The sequence below is a fragment of the Pseudomonas sp. YL2 genome (assembly GCF_023063025.1).
Taxonomy (GTDB): domain Bacteria; phylum Pseudomonadota; class Gammaproteobacteria; order Pseudomonadales; family Pseudomonadaceae; genus Aquipseudomonas; species Aquipseudomonas putida_A.
Genome location: NZ_JAJSLU010000007.1, coordinates 82,152 through 99,776, shown reverse-complemented (window position 1 = coordinate 99,776; position 17,625 = coordinate 82,152). Strand labels below are relative to the sequence as shown.

Sequence of the window (17,625 nt, the reverse complement as noted above, 5' to 3'; positions counted from 1 at the left end):
ACGGGCCAAATCTTCAAGAACTCAGTGAAACCCCTCGGGGAACCCCTGACGGCGTAGCGTTGAACGCAGCAAAATCAAATGTTTAAGAAATGTAAGCGTTGTAGGAAGCATCTTGCATTTGCGTAGGAAGGCTCTGACTATCACTCGTATTGATGAAGTGGCATTACGCCATTTTATGATTGCAAGGATGTTGCGTGCCGTATTTGCTTTGCGCTGTTTTCCGTCGTCGTTCCACGCTTTGCCCGCTGTTGTCGGCCTTTGTGTTGAGTGTGTGTGCCTCCTCGATTCAAGCGGCTGATCCTGTTGCGCCGGGCCAGGAAGTGCTGCGCCAGCAGCAACAGCAACAGCGCGATCTGCAACAACTGCAGATGGAACAACGCAAGCGCCAACTGGAGCGCGGTGCGTTCGGTCCTGCGCCCGCCACCCCAGTGCTCCCGCAGACCGTCACCCCCGATGAACGCTGCTGGCCGCTAAGCGGCACGCGCATTGGTGGCGTCACGCTGATCGACAGCAACAAGCTCAACGCCCGGATCAAACCGCTGCTGGCGGCGTGCATGGGCGTCGGCCAGATCAACCATCTGCTGGCGACCATCACCGCGATCTACGTCGAGCAAGGCTACATCGCCAGTCGCCCGTACTTGCTGAGCGCGCCGGCGGCGGGGCAGTCGCTGGACATCATGATCGACGAGGGCTACATCGAGTCCATCGAACTGGCCGATCAGAGCCTGCCCGTTTCGTTGGGCAGCGCGTTCCCGCACATGCTCGGCCAGCCGCTGAACCTGCGCGATCTGGAGCAGGGCCTGGATCAATTGAACCGCTTGCGCTCGATCGACCTGACCGCCGACATCGCCCCCGGTAGCCAACCGGGTGCCTCGCGCATCATCCTGCGCTCGCGTACCTCCGGACAGTCGCGCTGGGCGTTGGGCCTGGGCATGGACAACCTTGGCAGCGCCAGCACCGGGCGTGACCGCGATACCGTCAGCCTGAGCTTCGACAGCCCGTTGCAACTCAACGATCTGTTGAGCCTCAGTGCCAGTGACACGTTGAATCAGGGTGACCGCTACAGTCGCAACGCCAGCCTGTATTACGCGATTCCCTACGGCTATTGGACCTACAGCGCGTTCGCCAGCCATGCCGAATATCGCGCGCCGTTCAAGCTGCCCAGCGCGACCTTGTACAGCACCGGCATCACCGATCAACTGAGTCTGCGCGCCGACCGCGTTTTGTGGCGCGACCAGAGCCATCAGCTCAGCGCCAACCTGCAACTGGCACACAAGGACGTCGACAGCTATCTGGAAAATGTCCGTCTGGGCATTCAAAGCCCGACCCTGACCGTGGCCGAAGCCGGACTCAATCTGTTCTGGCTCGACCGTGCGGTGTGGAACCTCGACTTCACCTATTCGCAAGGCCTGCGCTGGCTGGGCGCCGATGACGACGCCAATCATGCGGTCAACAATTTGCCCAAAGCGCAGTTTCGCAAGTACCGCGCCGGCCTCAGCCAATGGCGCAACGGCCAGTTTGGCGCGCAAGCGTGGCAGTGGCAGAGCCAGCTCAATCTGCAATACAGCCCCGACCCGTTACCGGCCATAGAACAGTTGCTCGGCACCGATGATTCGGCGGTGCGCGGCTATCGGGTCAGCAGCGCATCCGGGGCCAGCGGCGCGATCTGGCGCAACACCTTGCGTCTGCCGCTGCGTAGCGATTGGCCGGTGCAGATCACCCCGCGCGTGGGCCTGGACAACGGCTGGCTCAAGGCCGATCACGGTGCTCAGGGCCAACGCCTGAGCGGCGCCAGCGTCGGGCTGAATCTGGGCTGGAAGAATCTGCAAGTGGACGTCGATTACCAACGCGCCCTCAATACCCCCAGCGGTTTGCAGCACGAGCCGGAGACCTGGCTGATGCGCGTGGGGTTGCAGATATGAGCACCAGCGAGACTCATCAAGCAGTGAACAAACAGCCGTCGGATCTGAGCGCGACAGCCACGGCCAAGACTAAATCGCGCGCCGTGATGCCGTACTTACATGGAGACGTTTTTATGCCAGCACACACCTTTGCATTCCATCTTTCTCCTCGGGGCAAACTGCGCTGGGCGATCGCCAGCCTGTTCTTCGCCGTGCACCTGCCCAGCGCCATCGCCGGCGGTGTGGTGGTCGCTCCCGGCCCCGGCGGCACTGCGCAATTGCAGACGCAGGGCGGCGTGCCCATCGTCAATATCGTCGCGCCCAACGGCTCGGGCCTGTCGCACAACCAGTTCCTCGACTACAACGTCGACCGTCAGGGTCTGGTGCTGAACAACGCCTTGCAGGCCGGGCAGTCACAGCTCGCCGGGCAACTGGCGGCCAACCCGCAACTGCAGGGCCAGGCGGCGAGCGTGATCCTCAACGAGGTGATCAGCCGCAACCCTTCGGCCATCAACGGCGCTCAGGAAATCTTCGGCCGCGCCGCCGATTATGTGCTGGCCAACCCCAACGGCATTTCGGTGAACGGCGGCAGTTTCATCAACACGCCTAACGCGAGTCTGCTGGTCGGTCGTCCGGAGTTGAACGACGGCAAACTGCAAGCCTTGAACACCCGCGACGCCAGCGGTCAGTTGCAGATTCAGAGTGGCGGCCTGCGCAACGCCGAGGGTTCGGTCAACCTGATCGCCCCGCGTATCGACAGCCAGGGCCGCATCGATGCCCGCGATCAACTGAACCTCACGGTCGGGCGCAATCAGGTCGATTACGCCAGCGGTCAGGTCAAAGCCGTGGATCCGGCGGGCAACACCAAAGATCAACGCATCGACGCCAGCCTGTTCGGTGCGATGCAGGCCGGGCGCATCAACATCGTCAGCACCGCCGGAGGCGCGGGCGTGCGTGTGGGGGCGGTGCAAGTGGCCGGGCGTGACGGCGTGCAGATCCGCTCGGCTGGCGACCTGAGTGTCAGCGGTGAAACCGTCCCTAACAGCCTCGAAGTGACCCGTGCCGGCATTCGCAGCAGTCAGGGTGATGTCGGCCTGCACAGCGGCAACGACCTGTCACTGGCCGCCACCGATGTCAGTGCTCGCGACGTCAGCGTCAATGCCAAGCGCAACCTGACCTTGAGCAGCGTCGAAAGCCGCAAGCTCCAGGAACAACGCGAAAACTGGAGCAACAGCACCATCGGCATCACCTGGGAAACCTACGATCGCACCCAGACCGACAGTGAAACTCGCCAGCACGGCAGCCAGATCGTCGCCAGCCGTGACGCCAAATTGTCCTCCGGCAAAGACACCGAACTCAAAGCGGCCAAGGTCGAAGCGGCGAAAAATCTCGATGTGCAGAGCAGCGGCGATCTGCGCCTGAGTGCGGCCACCGAAAGCCACACCCAGACCGATCAGGGCAACCATCGCAAGCATCTGTGGAAGGCCGACTGGAACAACAGCAGCGAAGAACAGCGCAGCATCGGCAGTCAGTTGAAGGGTGGCAATATCGCGCTGCAAACCGCCGCGTTGTTGCGTTCCGAAGGCGCCGAACTGAACAGCGCCGGCGATGTGAAACTGGCGGGCAAGCAAGTGGACGTCACCACGGCCACGCGCACCAGTCGCAGCAATAACAACAGTTACTCCGGCGACCTGGTTGGCGGCGGATTCTTCGGCAAGACCGGTGATGCCGATAAGGGCCAGACCCGGCATCAGGGCAGCAAAATCAATGCGGCCGGCAAACTGATCGTCAAGGCTGACGACGTGCGCATCAGCGGCAGCCAGGTCCGTGGCGGCACCGAGGCCAGCGTGATCAGCGATCAGGGTTCGCTGGTGATCGACGGTGTGCAGGACACTTCGCACAGCAACAACCACGACAAGGACAGCAAGTTCTTCGGCATCACCAAGGACGAGTCGCGGCAGAACGCCAGGGACAGCACCACGGTGCGCAGCGAGCTGGTTTCCGACAGCAACCTCAAACTCAAGAGCGCCAAGGACATCGAAGTGGCCGGCTCCACGGTCGAGGCTGGTGGCGTGCTGACGGCGGACGCAGCGGGTGATGTGAACGTGCATTCCACGCAGAACACCCACGACAGCAGCTCGACCACCGAGACCCGTGGCTTCGATGCCTACGCCAAAGAGCAAACGCCGGAGCAATACCGCGCCGGGGTGCACTACGAAGACAAGCAGCAGACCGTCACCCGTAACGACGTCAACCAGCAAGGTTCGAGCCTCAGCGGCGGTAGCGTGCAGGTGAAGGCCGGCGGCGATCTGACGATCAAGGGCGGTGAAGTCAAATCCACTGCTGGCGACACTACGCTGAGCGGCAAGAGTGTGTCGTTGCTGGCCGAACAGGACAGCCACAAAACCTCATCCGACACCTCTAGCACCGGCGGCGGTTTCTACTACACCGGCGGCCTCGACCGTGCCGGCAGTGGCGTCGATTTTGCCCACAGCACCACGCAAGACAGCAGCAGCAAAACCACCGCGCAAACCACCCACGTGCAAAGCAGCGGCAGCCTGAACATCAATGCCGACAAGCTGCTGACCGAAGGTGCGCAGGTCAAGGCTGGCAACGGTCTGAATGTCGCGGCCAACGAGATCGACAACCGCGCCGCCAGCAACAACGAAAGCAGCACTCACAACCAGAGCAACTGGTCGGCGGACATCGGCGCCAACGTCGAGTACAAGGACATCGCCCGCCCGATTGCCGGTGCGGTCAAGGATGTGCTCAACGGCAAGGTGCCGGACAAGGAAGCCCTGAGCAATCTCGGCCAGCCGAACGTCGGCCTCGACGTGGCGATCGGTCACGGCAGCGCCGACAAGACCGAGCAGAGCAGCAACGCTGTGGTCAGCCGTTTCGACGGCGGCAGTGTCGACGTGAAAACCGCCGGCACCCTGCACGACCAGGGCACCCAGTACAGCGCGAGCAACGGCAAGGTCAACATCAGCGCTGACAAACTGGTTGCCGATGCCGCGAGCAACACTCACAGCAGCACCGATAACTCGGTGGACGCCAAGGTCGACGTGCGCGTCTACACCAAGACCGGCGAGGACGTGAACGTCGCCGGCAGCGGCGCGGGTGGCAACAGCTACAGCAGCAAGGACAGCAGCACCGCGGTGGTCGGCGGTTTTGCCGGCAGCCAAGGCGTGAACATCAAGGTGGGCGGTGACGCGCAGTTCGCCGGCAGCCGTTTCGACGGCGGGCAGGGCGGAGTGAACATCAAGACTGGCGGCGATCTGGCGCTGAATCAGGCAAACGACCGTCAGAGCAGCAGCGACTCCAGCCTGCGCGGCAACGGCTCGCTGACGGTCGGCACCTTGCCGGGCACCGACGGCACCAACGTCGACCTCGGCGCTGGCTTCCAGCTTGACCACACCGGCAAACAGACCTCTGACACTCAGGCTCACGTGGCGAGCATCAGCGGCAACGGTCCGGTGCAACTGAGCAGCGGCGGCAATCAGGTTCAGCAAGGCACGAAGATCGACAGCGCCGGCGCTATCGATCTGCACGCTGATGGCAAGCTTGATCTGCAAGCGGCCGTTGATACGCACACCGCGACTGGCAGCAATCTCGGCGGCGGTTTGAAGGGCGGCGGCAGCAAATCCAGCAGCGAGAAGAGTCGCGATCAGGGCGGCAACCTGAGCGGCAACTTCAACATCGGCCGCATCAACGAAAACTCGCAAACCCTGACCGGTGGCCAGCTCAACAGCCAGAGCAACGTCGCCTTGAGCGGTGACGCGGTGCACCTGCAAGGCACGCAAGTCAGCGCGCCGAACGTCAGCGTCGATGCGCAGAAGGGCGGTTTGGTTCAGGAATCGGCGCAGTCCACCGAGAGTCGCAACAACTGGAATGTCGCGCTGAATGCCGGCGGCAACCTGAGCAGCAAGACCCCGACCGCAGCCGATGAAAAGGCCAGCAGTGACCACGGCTTCAACGCCGGAGCGAAGGTTGGCGTCGATTATCTGCAAGGCACCACCCAGCAGAACAGCCAGATCAAGGCTGACAGCGTGGTGCTCAACAGCGCGGGGGATGCGCAGCTGTCGGGCGCGCGGATCGACGCGAAAAATGTCAGTGGCAAGGTCGTCGGTGATCTGACTGTCGAAAGCCGCCAGGACTCGACGACCCAAGCCAACGTCGATGTCGATCTGGGCCTGACGGCGAAGAAGAACCCACCGAGCGACAAGGAAAAACTCGCCGGCACTGACTACAAACCAACGTTGAAAGCGCAGGGCGAATACGCGCACAAGGACAGCGTGGCGCAGGCGTCTGGCATCAGTGGCAATCAGGGCGTGAATCTTGCGGTGGGCGGCGCAACGCAGCTGACTGGCGCACGGATTTCGTCGACGGACGGCAAGGTCGATCTGGGCGCTTCGAAGGTCGTTGGCAGCGATCTGGTCAACCGTGACTACGGGGTGAAAGCCGGACTGGACCTGCCGCAGAAAACCGAGGAGAACGCACCGAAGGTGTCGTTCGATAACGGCAATCTGAAAGTCGGTCCGGTGACCCTGAGCGGGAATCTGGACAGCCAGACCCTACAGGCCGGGATCGACGAAAAAGGCTGAGCAGCACCGCTGTAAAAACTGTGGGAGGGGGCTTGCTCGCGAAGGCGATGATTCAGTCGATAAATAGCTGACTGAATTGACGCCTTCGCGAGCAAGCCCGCTCCCACATTGGTTTTCTGTCTCGACCCGATCTGGCGGTCAGCTCGACGCCTTCGCCTTACCCGCACTCATCAGCACGACCACCGCCAGCAGCGCGGACAGGATCGAACCCAGCAACACCCCAACTTTCACCGAGTCGACCAGATGCGGCGCGCCCGGGAACGCCAGCGCGCCGATGAACAGGCTCATGGTGAAGCCGATCCCGCAAAGCAGGGCGACGCCATACAGTTGCAGCCAGCTCGCGCCTTGCGGCAGTTGTGCCAGACCACTGCGAATCGCCAGGGCGCCGAGGCCGAGGATACCGATCTGCTTGCCGAACAACAGCCCCAGCGCCACGCCCAGTGGCACCGGCTCAAGCAGGTTGCTCGGGGAAATGCCGGTCAGCGACACACCCGCGTTGGCGAAGCCGAAAATCGGCACCACGGCGAACGCCACCCACGGATGCATTTTTTCTTCGAGGTACAGCAGCGGCGAGTTGTGCTCGTCTTCGGGATTTCCCAGCGGAATGCACAGGGCCAGAATCACCCCGGCGAGGGTCGCGTGGATCCCCGATTGCAGCATGAAGAACCACAGGAAGGCGCCGGCGATCAGGTATGGCCAAAGCTTTCTGACACCGCAGCGGTTGAGGATCACCAGCAGTGCAATCACTGCCAACGAGGCCAGCAGCATGCTCACCGACAGGCCGCTGGTGTAGAAAATCGCGATGATCACCACTGCGCCCAGGTCATCGAGGATGGCCAGCGCCGAGAGGAAGATTTTCAGCGACACGGGCACCCGTTTGCCCAGCAGCGACAGCACGCCCAGGGCGAAAGCAATGTCGGTGGCGGCGGGGATCGCCCAACCGCTCAGGGTCTGCGGATTACCCCAGTTGATCGCGACGTAGATCAGCGCTGGCACCAGCATCCCGCCCAGCGCGGCGAAGCCCGGCAGCGCGCGCTGACCCCAGGTCGACAACTGTCCGGCGAGCATTTCGCGCTTGATCTCCAGGCCCACCAGCATGAAGAAGATCGCCATCAGGCCATCATTCACCCAATGCTCGATCGACAGACCGGCGATCTTGATGTGCAAGGTCGAGAAATACGTGGCCGCCCAAGGCGAGTTGGCGACCAGCAGCGCGGCCAGGGCAGCGGCCATCAGAATCAGGCCACCGGCGGACTCGGCGGCGAAAAATCGCGAGAGAAAGGCCAGGGCAGAAGGCGACTCCTGACGGGCAGCCTGCAGGCGTGACGGATCGTGGCTCATAGGCACAGCAACTCCGCGCGGCGGCCCGACCTGCGCTGAATTAAACCTGCCCTGCCGCGTTGTTGCGGTGGCACCCGGGCGGCATTTTACACAATAGGTGGGGGAAGGCGCGGTTTTACTGACGATTGCCCTTGAATCGAGCGTTTCCAAGGAATGAATTGCCGGGCTTAATAGGAAGCATTACTATTCACACCTCTTTCCCCCCAGCACGCTGTCATGAACCCCATGCTGCCCCGCAGACCCGGCTTTTTCGAGCATTACGAAGAGTTGATCGGCACCTGGACTCGGCGTCTGCGCAATCGCGCGCAGGCCGAGGATCTGGCGCACGACACCTTTGTGCGGGTGCTCGAATCCGATTCGGCGGCGGTGCAGCAGCCACGCGCGTATCTGCACCAGACCGCACGCAACATCGCGGTCGACGGTTATCGGCGTGAGGATCGACGGGAAGCCATGGAGTCGCAGGCGATCGATCACAGTGTGTCGTCCACCGGCGACCCGGAGCATTACATGCAGGCGATCCAGTTGGCCGACTCCATCGAACGGGCGCTGCAGGAACTGCCGCTCAACTGCCGGAAGATTTTCGTCTGGCAGAAGATCGAAGGGCTGACCCAGGCGGAAATCGCCGAACGCCTGGGGCTGTCGAGGAACATGGTCGAAAAGTATATGATCCGCACCCTGCGCCACTTGCGCGATCGTCTCGACGGCATGCAGTCATGAGAGCCCGCTTTTCATCCCCAGCCCGACAGGACATTCCATGATGGATACCCGTGATTGCGCGTGCGGGCAAACAACGGTGCGCGATGAAGCGGCACGCTGGTTTGTGCGTTTGCAGGAACCGCTGATCAGTGCCGACGAACAGCAGCGCTTCGACGTCTGGCTGAATCAGCATCCGCAGCATCGTGACGAATTCCAGTTGCTGCAAGGCTTGTGGACGGCCGCCGATCTGCTGCCGGCGCCACGTCTCAAGGCCCTCGTCGAAACCCCGCCGGCCCGTCGCGAACGTCGCCCGCTGCTGCGCTATGCCGTGGCGGCCAGTGTGCTGGCGGTGGCGCTCGGCCTCGGTCTGTTCAGCGGTCTGAATCTCCCCGACGGCTACAGCGCCGAGTTCGCGACGGCGCTGGGTGAGCGCAAGCACGTGGCGCTGCCGGACGGGTCTGTGATCGACCTGAACAGCCGCAGCCGCCTGCAGGTGCGTTTTGAGAAGGAACGGCGGCTCATCGAATTGAGTGAAGGCGAGGCGCTGTTCAGCGTTCAGCACGACACGGCGCGGCCGTTCGTGGTCGAGGCCGGTAGTGGCAAGGTCACGGTCACCGGCACGCGTTTCGATGTGCGCCGCGATGTCACGCAAACCCGGGTCGCGGTGGAGCAGGGCACGGTCAAGGTGCAGGGGCGCAATGCGCCGGACAACGAGTTCATCAACTTGACGGCAGGTCTCGGTACCCACGTCGATGCCGAGGGTCGCGTCGCCGCCGCATATGCGGTCAACCCCGCCGAACTGACGGCGTGGCGCAGCGGCAAACTGGTGTTCAACAACGCCAGCCTCGGCGAAGTGGCAGCGGAAGTTTCGCGTTATCGCGACAAGCCACTGACGGTCAGCAACCCGGCCGTGGCCAGTCTGCGCCTGACCAGCGTGTTCAAATCCGACAACACCGACGCCTTGCTCAAGGCCCTGCCAAACATCCTGCCGGTGGCCGTCCGCACCCTGGCCGATGGCAGTCAGGAAATAATTTCAAAATAACATTCAGGTTTTTTTCGAGTTCATCGTCTTCCTGTTCAACTGCAACTGGTTTGCATTAACAGACGCACACTCTTGCGCTCCACAGGACTACGTTCGACGTGAAAAACACCTCAGCCAACAACAAAAAATCCCCCTGGTTACCGCTGGCCCTCGCGCTGGCAGTCAACGTTGCGATGCCACTGGCGTATGCCGCCGAGGCCATTCACATCCGCGCCCAGCCGCTGGGTCAGGCCCTGAGCGAACTGGGCCAGCAAACGTCGTTGCAGGTGTTTTTCAGCCCGGATCTGGTCGCCGGCAAACAGGCGCCGGCGGTTGACGGCAATCTTTCCCCCGAGCAGGCGTTGCGCCAATTGCTTCAGGGCAGCGGCCTCGACTATCAGATCAACGAAGGCTCGGTGACTTTGGCTCCAGTCGCGACCGCCGCCAGCAACGGCCCGCTGGAACTGGGCGTGACCGACATCAAAGTGGTCGGCGACTGGCTCGGTGACGCTGACGCCGCCGTGGTGCAGAACCACCCGGGCGCACGCACGGTGATCCGCCGCGAAGCCATGGTCGAGCAGGGCGCGATGAACGTCAGTGATGTGCTCAAGCGTGTGCCGGGCGTACAGGTGCAGGACTCCAACGGCACCGGCGGCAGCGACATCGCGCTGAACGTCGGCGTGCGTGGCCTGACTTCGCGCCTCTCGCCACGCTCCACGGTGCTGATCGACGGCGTGCCGGCCGCGTTCGCGCCGTACGGCCAGCCGCAGCTGTCGATGGCGCCGATCTCCTCGGGCAACCTCGACAGTATCGACGTGGTACGCGGTGCCGGTTCCGTGCGTTACGGCCCGCAAAACGTCGGCGGGGTGATCAACTTCGTCACCCGCGCCATTCCGGAAAAAGCCACCGGGGAAATCGGCACCACCCTGGAGACCACCCGTTACGGCGGCTGGAAGCACATCGACACGGCGTTCCTCGGCGGCACTGCCGACAACGGCATGGGCGTGGCGCTGTTGTATTCCGGGGTCAACGGCAACGGTTACCGCGAGCGCAACAACGACAACGACATCGACGACGTGCTGCTCAAGACCCATTGGGCGCCGACCGATCAGGACGATTTCAGCCTCAACTTTCATTACTACGACGCCAGCGCCGACATGCCCGGCGGCCTGACGCAGAAGCAGTACGACGACAAACCGTATGATTCGGTGCGCGATTACGACAACTTCAGCGGTCGGCGCAAAGACGTGTCGTTCAAGTGGATCCGGCAGATCGACGAGCGCACCCAGGCAGAAATCCTCACCTACTACACCGACAGCTTTCGCGGCAGCACCATCGCCGCCCGTGACCAGAAAACCCTCAGCTCGTACCCGCGTTCCTACTACACCCTCGGTGTCGAACCGCGTGTGTCGCGGGTGTTTGACGTCGGCCCGACCACGCAGGAAGTCAGCGTCGGTTATCGCTACCTGAAAGAGGCGATGCACGAGCAGTCGAGCCGTCTGGCGCTGGTCAACAATCAGCCGGTGGTCACCCCGACGTCCGACGGCCATGTGTTCCAGGACCGCACCGGCGGCACCGAGGCCAACTCGGTGTATGTCGACAACAAGATCGACGTCGGCAACTGGACCATCACCCCGGGCATTCGCTTCGAACACATCAGCACCGACTGGCATGACCGCGCCGTGCTCGACACCGCAGGCAAACGCGTGCCGGAGAAAAACCGCAGCATCGAAAGCAACGAACCGCTGCCAGCGCTGAGCGTGATGTATCACCTGTCGGACGCGTGGAAACTGTTCGCCAACTACGAAACCTCGTTCGGCAGCCTGCAGTATTTCCAGCTTGGCCAGGGCGGTTCGGGTGACCAGACCGCCAACGGCCTGGAGCCGGAAAAGGCCAAGACCTACGAGATCGGTACGCGCTACAACGATGACGTGTGGGGCGGGGAAGTGACGCTGTTCTACATCGACTTCGATGACGAACTGCAATACATCAGCAACGATGTAGGCTGGACCAACCTCGGCGCGACCAAGCACCAGGGCATCGAAGCCTCGGTGCATTACGACATGGCGGCGCTCGATCCGCGTCTCGACGGTCTGACCGCCAACGCCGGTTTCACCTACACCCGTGCGACTTACGAAGGCGAGATTCCGGGCTTCAAGGGCCGTGATCTGCCGTTCTATTCGCGGCAGGTGGCGACCGTAGGCTTGCGTTACGACGTCAATCGCTGGACCTACAACATCGACGGTTTCGCCCAATCGAAACAGCGCTCGCCGGGTACCGGGGTCAACGCTGATGGCAGCTTCAACGGCAACTACATCACCGAAGGCACGGCCGATGGGCAGTACGGCGACATCCCGGGTTATGTGACCTGGAACGTGCGCGGCGGGTATGACTTCGGGCCGCAGGTGTCGAACCTGAAGCTCGGCGCCGGGGTGAAAAACGTCTTCGACAAGCAGTATTTCACCCGCTCCAGCGACAACAATTCGGGGATGTATGTGGGCGCACCGCGCACGTTCTTTGTGCAGGCCAGCGTCGGTTTCTAATGACGCCTGACCCTGTGGCGAGGGAGCTTGCTCCCGCTGGACTGCGCAGCAGGCCCGATTTTTTGGGGTCGCTTCGCAACCCGGCGGGAGCAAGCTCCCTCGCCACAATGACGGTGTTCAGACCTTGAGGACTTTGCCGCCGATCGCCACGGCTACCAACAGCACCGCCATCAACCCGAAAGCAAAACTCAAACTGCTGGCATGCGCGACAAAACCGATCACCGCCGGCCCCGCCAGAATCCCTGCGTAACCCAGCGTGGTGATTGCCGGCACCGCGATGCTTTCCGGCATCACCGTCTGCTTGCCCACCGCCGTGTACAGCACCGGCACGATGTTCGAACAGCCGGCGCCGACCAGCGCATAACCCAGCAGCGCCGCTTCCCAGCTCGGGGCGAAGGTCGCCAGAAACAGGCCTGCCGCTGCCAACAGCCCGCCAAACAGAATGATCCGCGTGGCCCCGACACTGCGCACGATCCGGTCACCCAGCAAGCGTCCCGCCGTCATGGTCAGGGCAAATGCGGCGTAACCCAAGCCCGCATACGCCGTGTCGATCCCGCGTTCCTGTGCGAGGAACACCGCGCTCCAGTCCAGCGCCGCGCCTTCGGTGAGGAACACGATGAAACACATCCCGCCGATGAACAGCACGATGCCGTGGGGAATAGCGAATGCCGGGCCCGAGCTTTCACTGCCGTACGGCAGCATGTGCGGCACCGCTTTGACCAGCGCACCGATCAACACCGCCACCACCACCAGCATCGCCGCCAGTGGCGTCAGTCCGAGACCGAGGAGGGCGCTGACACCGGCCGCGCCGACAATCCCGCCGAGGCTGAACAGGCCATGAAACCCCGACATCATGTGCTTGCCGCTGGCCCGTTCGACGATCACCGCTTGCAGGTTGACGGTCGAATCCACCGTGCCCAACCCGGCGCCGAACATGAACAGCGTGGCGATCAGCGCCGGTATCGACGACACCGTCGCCAGCAACGGCAGCGCCGCGCAAATCAGCAGGGTGCCGCCGGTTGCCACTTTGCGGCAGCCGAAGCGCGTGGCGAGAATCCCCGCCAAGGGCATCGCCAGAATCGAGCCGACCCCCAGGCACAGCAGCAGAAGGCCCAACGTACCCTCATCGAGTCCGGCGCGGGCCTTGGCGTACGGCACCAGCGGTGCCCACGCGGCAATGCCGAGGCCGGCGATGAAAAAAGCGATGCGCGTCGACATCTGTTGCAGGCGTCCGGGGACGAAGGTGTCTTGGGGGTTGAGGCTGGTCATATCGATCCTTGGCAAAAAACGTCGCGTCCCCCGAATGACAGTGATAGCGCGTCGAGGTTCGATCGCCGGTCTCGGGGGCGGTGCAGCCGACATCCTAACCTGTAGGGATGAGTCTGCTCGCGATAGTGTTGTGTCAGCCAAAGAATATAGTGACTGACACACCGCATTCGCGAGCAAGCCCGCTCCCACAGTGATCTGCGCATGACAGCAGATTTGTGAGCGCCCGCCATTTAATGTGGGAGCGGGCTTGCTCGCGAAGGCGGTGGCTCCGGCAATGAACAGGGCGCCTGACACCCCGCTATCGCGAGCAGGCTCACTCCTACAGGGGATCGCGGTTTACAGTAGGTGCTTCGACTAGGTGAGTGAGGCTAGTGATGACGCAGTTTTACGATGCACGGGGCAATATCTACGGGGTGGTTTCGCCTCAGGCACTTCGTGAGGCGGGGATCGATTTGCCTGTCGGTGCCGCGCAGTGTGCCTTGTCGACACAGGCATGGAGTCAGGCAGCCATTGCGCTGTGCTGCGACTGGCCCGAGGGCCAGCGTCCGGCGGGGAGTAAATCGCACCGCAGCGACGGTCTGCTGATCGGCCCGTTCCAGGCAGTGCCGCCGTTCGACGTGCTGATCGTCAATACCGACGGAACCTTGGCCGAGCGCAGCGGCAATGGCCTGACGATTTTTTCCCAGTCGTTGCTGGAGCAGGGGCTGATGCCGACGGAAGGGGCGTCGCTGCGAGTGCATCACGACAAGGGGGGCGACGCTGTGGAAACTTCGGTGAAAACGGCCACAGTTGAAGGCGTGAACGGCTTCTGGCTGGACCTCGGTCAACCGGGCTTCGGGCCTTCAGCGGTGACCGCCCGGAATGTTGAAAACCGCGAATTCAATGGTCATGAAGTGAGCCATGTAAAACCCTTGGCACAGCTCGATCCCGCGTGGCAGCACAGCCAGTTCGTGCGCATCGGCAACCCGCATTGCGTGACCTTGCTCACCGACGTCGCCGAGCTGCCGAGCAACCCGCAAATGCGCGAATCGCCCTGGGCCGAAGGCCTGACCCGAATCGCCTACGCGATGCCGACCGGCGCCGGCCAGCCATGCCCGGCGGGCATCAATCTGCAATGGGCCGCGCTTGAGTCAGCGCAGCGCATCGTCGCCCGAGTATTCGAGCGTGGCGAAGGGCCGACGGCGTCTTCCGGTACCAGCGCCAGTGCGGTGGCCTGCGCAGCATGGGCGGTGGGTTGGGTGGCGAGCGGCGAAGTGCACGTCGTCATGCCGGGCGGGACGGCGCCGGTGTTGCTCGAAGAAAAGCAGGGCGAATTGGTGCGGGTCAGGCTGTTTGGTACGGCTCGATTGATCGACTGAAGCGGCAATCGCCTTCGCTGGCAAGCCAGCTCCCACAGGGTTATGTGGTGAGCACAAATCACGCGTTCACTGCTGAATACTGTGGGAGCTGGCTTGCCAGCGAAGAGGCCATCAGCCTGACAACCATTTCAGATCTGTCCGCTGTTGAACTCCACCAAGGGCATCTTCCGCTGCATCAACACCTTGCCGCCGCGAATCGAATACAACGGCAAGCCTTGGCTGCGAATAACCTCGTAATCGCTGTCCGCCGACAGAATCAGCAAGTTCGCCGGACGCCCCTGTTCCAGGCCATAACGCTCGCCCAAGTGCATGGCCTTGGCGCTGTTGTCGGTGACCAGGTCCAGCGCGTTCTGCAGGTTGCGGTAACCGAGCATGTGGCAGATGTGCAGCCCGGCTTCCAGCACCCGCAGAATGTTGCCGTTGCCTAGCGGATACCAAGGATCGACGATCGAATCCTGGCCAAAACACACGTTCATCCCGGCCTCAAGCAATTCATTCACGCGCGTCACGCCACGGCGTTTCGGGAAGTTGTCGAAGCGCCCCTGCAGGTGAATGCTTTCGGTCGGGCACGAGACGAAACTGATCCCGGAATGCCCGAGCAGGCGGAACAGTTTGGCGCAGTAAGCGTTGTCGTAAGAACCCATTGCCGTGGTGTGGCTGGCGGTGACCCGCGCGCCCATGTCGCGGCTGCGCGCCTCTTCGGCGAGCACTTCGAGAAAGCGCGAGTGCGGGTCGTCGGTCTCGTCGCAATGCACATCGACCAGGCACCCGGTGCGCTCGGCCAGATCCATCAGAAACTTCACCGAACTGACGCCCTGATCACGGGTGTACTCGAAATGCGGAATGCCGCCGACCACATCGGCGCCCATGCGAATCGCTTCTTCCATCAGCTCGCGACCGTTGCGGTACGACTCGATGCCTTCCTGTGGGAACGCGACGATTTGCAGATCGATCAGGTGCCGGGATTCTTCGCGGACTTCGAGCATCGCCTTGAGCGCGGTGAGTTGCGGATCGGTGACGTCGACGTGGGTGCGCACGTGCTGGATGCCGTGTGCGGCCAGGGCCTGGATGGTCTTTTTCGCGCGGGTCTTGGTGTCTTCTTCGGTGATGGTGACTTTGCGCTCACCCCAGCACTCGATGCCCTCGAACAGCGTGCCGCTCATGTTCCAGCGCGGCTCGCCAGCGGTCAGCGTGGCGTCGAGGTGGATGTGCGGCTCGACGAAGGGCGGCACCACCAGATTGCCGCCGGCGTCGAGGTCGCCGGGATTGAGGCTCGGGGCTTCGGTCTGGCGACCGATGCTGCGGATCAGGCCGTCTTCCAGGTGCAATTCGTGCAAACCTTCCTGGTTGCGCAGCCGGGCGTTGATGATGTGCATCAGGCGAATCCTTCTTATAGGTCTGGTAGTGGCGCACTGGCGCGGCGGGCGCCGAGCAGGCCGGTGACGATGACATACGTTAGCGCGGCGGCGGCAATCCCTACCAGCGGCGCGACCCACGGCGAGTGGAACGCAGCGAGCGTACCGACCGCGTAAGCCCCCAGTCCCGGCCAGTTGAACGCCGGCAGCCGTGCGTCGGCCAGACGCGGATAGCGCCCGCGCCAGCGAAAGAAAAAGTCGGCCATGATCACCCCGCCAATCGGCGGAATCACCGTGCCCAGCAAAATCAGGTACGGCACCAGCATGTCGTACATGCCCAGCAGGGCGAGCAGGGTGCCGATCACCGCGCCGGCCAGGGTCACGGTTTTGCGTCGGCCGGTGCGCAGCAGGTTGCAGCCGGCGACGGCAAAGTTGTAGATGGTGTTGTCCTGGGTGCTCCAGATATTCAGTAGCAGCATGGCCATTGCGGCCATGGCGAAACCTTGCAGCAGCAACACTTCAACCACGTCGGGCTGCTGATAGACGATCGCGCCGTAGGCACCGATCAACACCATCAAGCCATTGCCGATGAAAAATCCGATCAGGCTCGCCAGCACGGCAACCCGTGCCGAGCGCGAGAAGCGGGTCCAGTTGGTCGCCTGGGTCGCGCCGCTGACGAAGGTGCCGAACACCAGCGTGATCGCGGTCGACCAGTCCAGCGAACCCGTCGGCACCACGCTGAGCAAACCATCGAGGCCACCGACTTTTACCGTCGCGACCCACATCGACAGCATCAACAGCAACATCATCGCCGGCACCGCGATGTACGACAGGATCTCCAGGCCGCGATAACCGATATACGCCGTGGCGCAGAACACCAGGCCGAACAGCACCATCAAGCCGAGCACTGTGCCTTGCCCCAGATCGAAGTATTTGCCGAGCACCACGGCGGCGGTCGCAGTGCCCCAGGCGTACCAGCCGATCTGGGTGAAACCGAGGATCAGGTCACTGAGCTTGCTGCCGACTTCACCAAAACAGAACCGCCCCATCAGTACCGAATTAAGCCCGCTCTTGAAAGCGATATAACCCAGCCCCGCCGCATACAGCCCGAGCAGCAGGTTACCGACGATGATCACCGCCATCATCTCGCCAAAACTGAAGGCGACCCCAAGCTTGCCGCCGGCAAACATGGTTGCGGTGAAGAAGGTGAAACCCAGCAGCACCATGGCGGTCGAGGCCAGACCTTTTCGCGCGTGCATCGGGACTTCGCTGAGCGGGTAATCGTTGCCGGGATCGTTCTGCGTCATGGGGCGTTCCTTGCTGGATTGGGGAGACGCGAAGCAAGTTGCAGTGGTCGTGCCAAATACCGTTATGCGGATTATGTATAGCCGAGTCAGGGATTTCGGCGCGAAAGCAGTGCACCAGAACGCACACAGGCCCAATGTGGGAGGGGGGTTGGTCCCGGGAGCGCGGGGGGGGGGCATTCGGGGGGGGGTTGGTGGGGGGCCGTTGCCGGGGAAGCGCCCCCGCCCCCTTT

10 protein-coding genes are annotated in these 17,625 nt (G+C 62.7%); 6 read left to right on the top strand and 4 right to left on the bottom strand.

Annotation, left to right across the window (positions count from 1 at the left end):
• Positions 1-194: 194 nt before the first annotated feature.
• Complete coding sequence (locus LVD08_RS12825; protein WP_247268311.1) at positions 195-1,922, top strand: ShlB/FhaC/HecB family hemolysin secretion/activation protein; 1,728 nt, start codon at positions 195-197, stop codon at positions 1,920-1,922.
• Between the two features lie 113 nt (positions 1,923-2,035).
• Positions 2,036-6,505 (top strand): hemagglutinin repeat-containing protein, encoded by a 4,470-nt coding sequence (locus LVD08_RS12820; protein WP_247268310.1) that lies wholly within the window; start codon positions 2,036-2,038, stop codon positions 6,503-6,505.
• A gap of 138 nt (positions 6,506-6,643) precedes the next feature.
• Here LVD08_RS12820 and nhaA read toward each other — a convergent pair whose 3' ends face one another.
• On the bottom strand, positions 6,644-7,846 hold the full coding sequence (gene nhaA, locus LVD08_RS12815) for a Na+/H+ antiporter NhaA (protein ID WP_247268309.1): 1,203 nt from the start codon (positions 7,844-7,846) through the stop codon (positions 6,644-6,646).
• Between the two features lie 216 nt (positions 7,847-8,062).
• Between nhaA and LVD08_RS12810 the strand changes: the two genes are divergently transcribed.
• From LVD08_RS12810 to LVD08_RS12800, 3 genes are all read left to right on the top strand, one after another.
• A complete protein-coding gene (locus tag LVD08_RS12810; protein ID WP_003223490.1) occupies positions 8,063-8,563 on the top strand; it encodes a sigma-70 family RNA polymerase sigma factor in 501 nt (166 codons plus the stop codon).
• 37 nt (positions 8,564-8,600) lie between these two features.
• Positions 8,601-9,584 (top strand): FecR family protein, encoded by a 984-nt coding sequence (locus tag LVD08_RS12805; protein WP_247268308.1) that lies wholly within the window; start codon positions 8,601-8,603, stop codon positions 9,582-9,584.
• A 98-nt stretch (positions 9,585-9,682) separates the two neighbouring features.
• On the top strand, positions 9,683-12,106 hold the full coding sequence (locus LVD08_RS12800) for a TonB-dependent siderophore receptor (protein ID WP_247268307.1): 2,424 nt from the start codon (positions 9,683-9,685) through the stop codon (positions 12,104-12,106).
• A 117-nt stretch (positions 12,107-12,223) separates the two neighbouring features.
• Here LVD08_RS12800 and LVD08_RS12795 read toward each other — a convergent pair whose 3' ends face one another.
• Positions 12,224-13,375: an MFS transporter gene (locus tag LVD08_RS12795; RefSeq protein WP_247268306.1), complete on the bottom strand. Its 1,152-nt coding sequence runs from the start codon at positions 13,373-13,375 to the stop codon at positions 12,224-12,226.
• Between the two features lie 374 nt (positions 13,376-13,749).
• Here LVD08_RS12795 and LVD08_RS12790 point away from each other — a divergent pair, with 374 nt between their 5' ends.
• The gene (locus tag LVD08_RS12790) at positions 13,750-14,733 is read left to right on the top strand and encodes a diaminopimelate epimerase (protein ID WP_247268305.1); all 984 of its coding nucleotides are present in this window, start codon (positions 13,750-13,752) and stop codon (positions 14,731-14,733) included.
• A gap of 128 nt (positions 14,734-14,861) precedes the next feature.
• Here LVD08_RS12790 and codA read toward each other — a convergent pair whose 3' ends face one another.
• Both codA and codB read right to left on the bottom strand, forming a co-directional pair.
• Positions 14,862-16,109 (bottom strand): cytosine deaminase, encoded by a 1,248-nt coding sequence (gene codA, locus LVD08_RS12785; RefSeq protein ID WP_247268304.1) that lies wholly within the window; start codon positions 16,107-16,109, stop codon positions 14,862-14,864.
• A gap of 14 nt (positions 16,110-16,123) precedes the next feature.
• Positions 16,124-17,395 (bottom strand): cytosine permease, encoded by a 1,272-nt coding sequence (codB, locus tag LVD08_RS12780; RefSeq protein WP_247268303.1) that lies wholly within the window; start codon positions 17,393-17,395, stop codon positions 16,124-16,126.
• Positions 17,396-17,625: the final 230 nt, after the last annotated feature.

Excerpts from the sequence above, each read along its gene's own strand:
- LVD08_RS12820 (WP_247268310.1), top strand. The coding sequence starts at position 2,036 with ATGCCAGCACACACCTTTGCATTCCATCTTTCTCCTCGGGGCAAACTG.
- nhaA (WP_247268309.1), bottom strand. The coding sequence starts at position 7,846 with ATGAGCCACGATCCGTCACGCCTGCAGGCTGCCCGTCAGGAGTCGCCT.
- LVD08_RS12810 (WP_003223490.1), top strand. The coding sequence starts at position 8,063 with ATGAACCCCATGCTGCCCCGCAGACCCGGCTTTTTCGAGCATTACGAA.
- LVD08_RS12805 (WP_247268308.1), top strand. The coding sequence starts at position 8,601 with ATGATGGATACCCGTGATTGCGCGTGCGGGCAAACAACGGTGCGCGAT.
- LVD08_RS12795 (WP_247268306.1), bottom strand. The coding sequence starts at position 13,375 with ATGACCAGCCTCAACCCCCAAGACACCTTCGTCCCCGGACGCCTGCAA.
- LVD08_RS12790 (WP_247268305.1), top strand. The coding sequence starts at position 13,750 with ATGACGCAGTTTTACGATGCACGGGGCAATATCTACGGGGTGGTTTCG.
- codA (WP_247268304.1), bottom strand. The coding sequence starts at position 16,109 with ATGCACATCATCAACGCCCGGCTGCGCAACCAGGAAGGTTTGCACGAA.
- codB (WP_247268303.1), bottom strand. The coding sequence starts at position 17,395 with ATGACGCAGAACGATCCCGGCAACGATTACCCGCTCAGCGAAGTCCCG.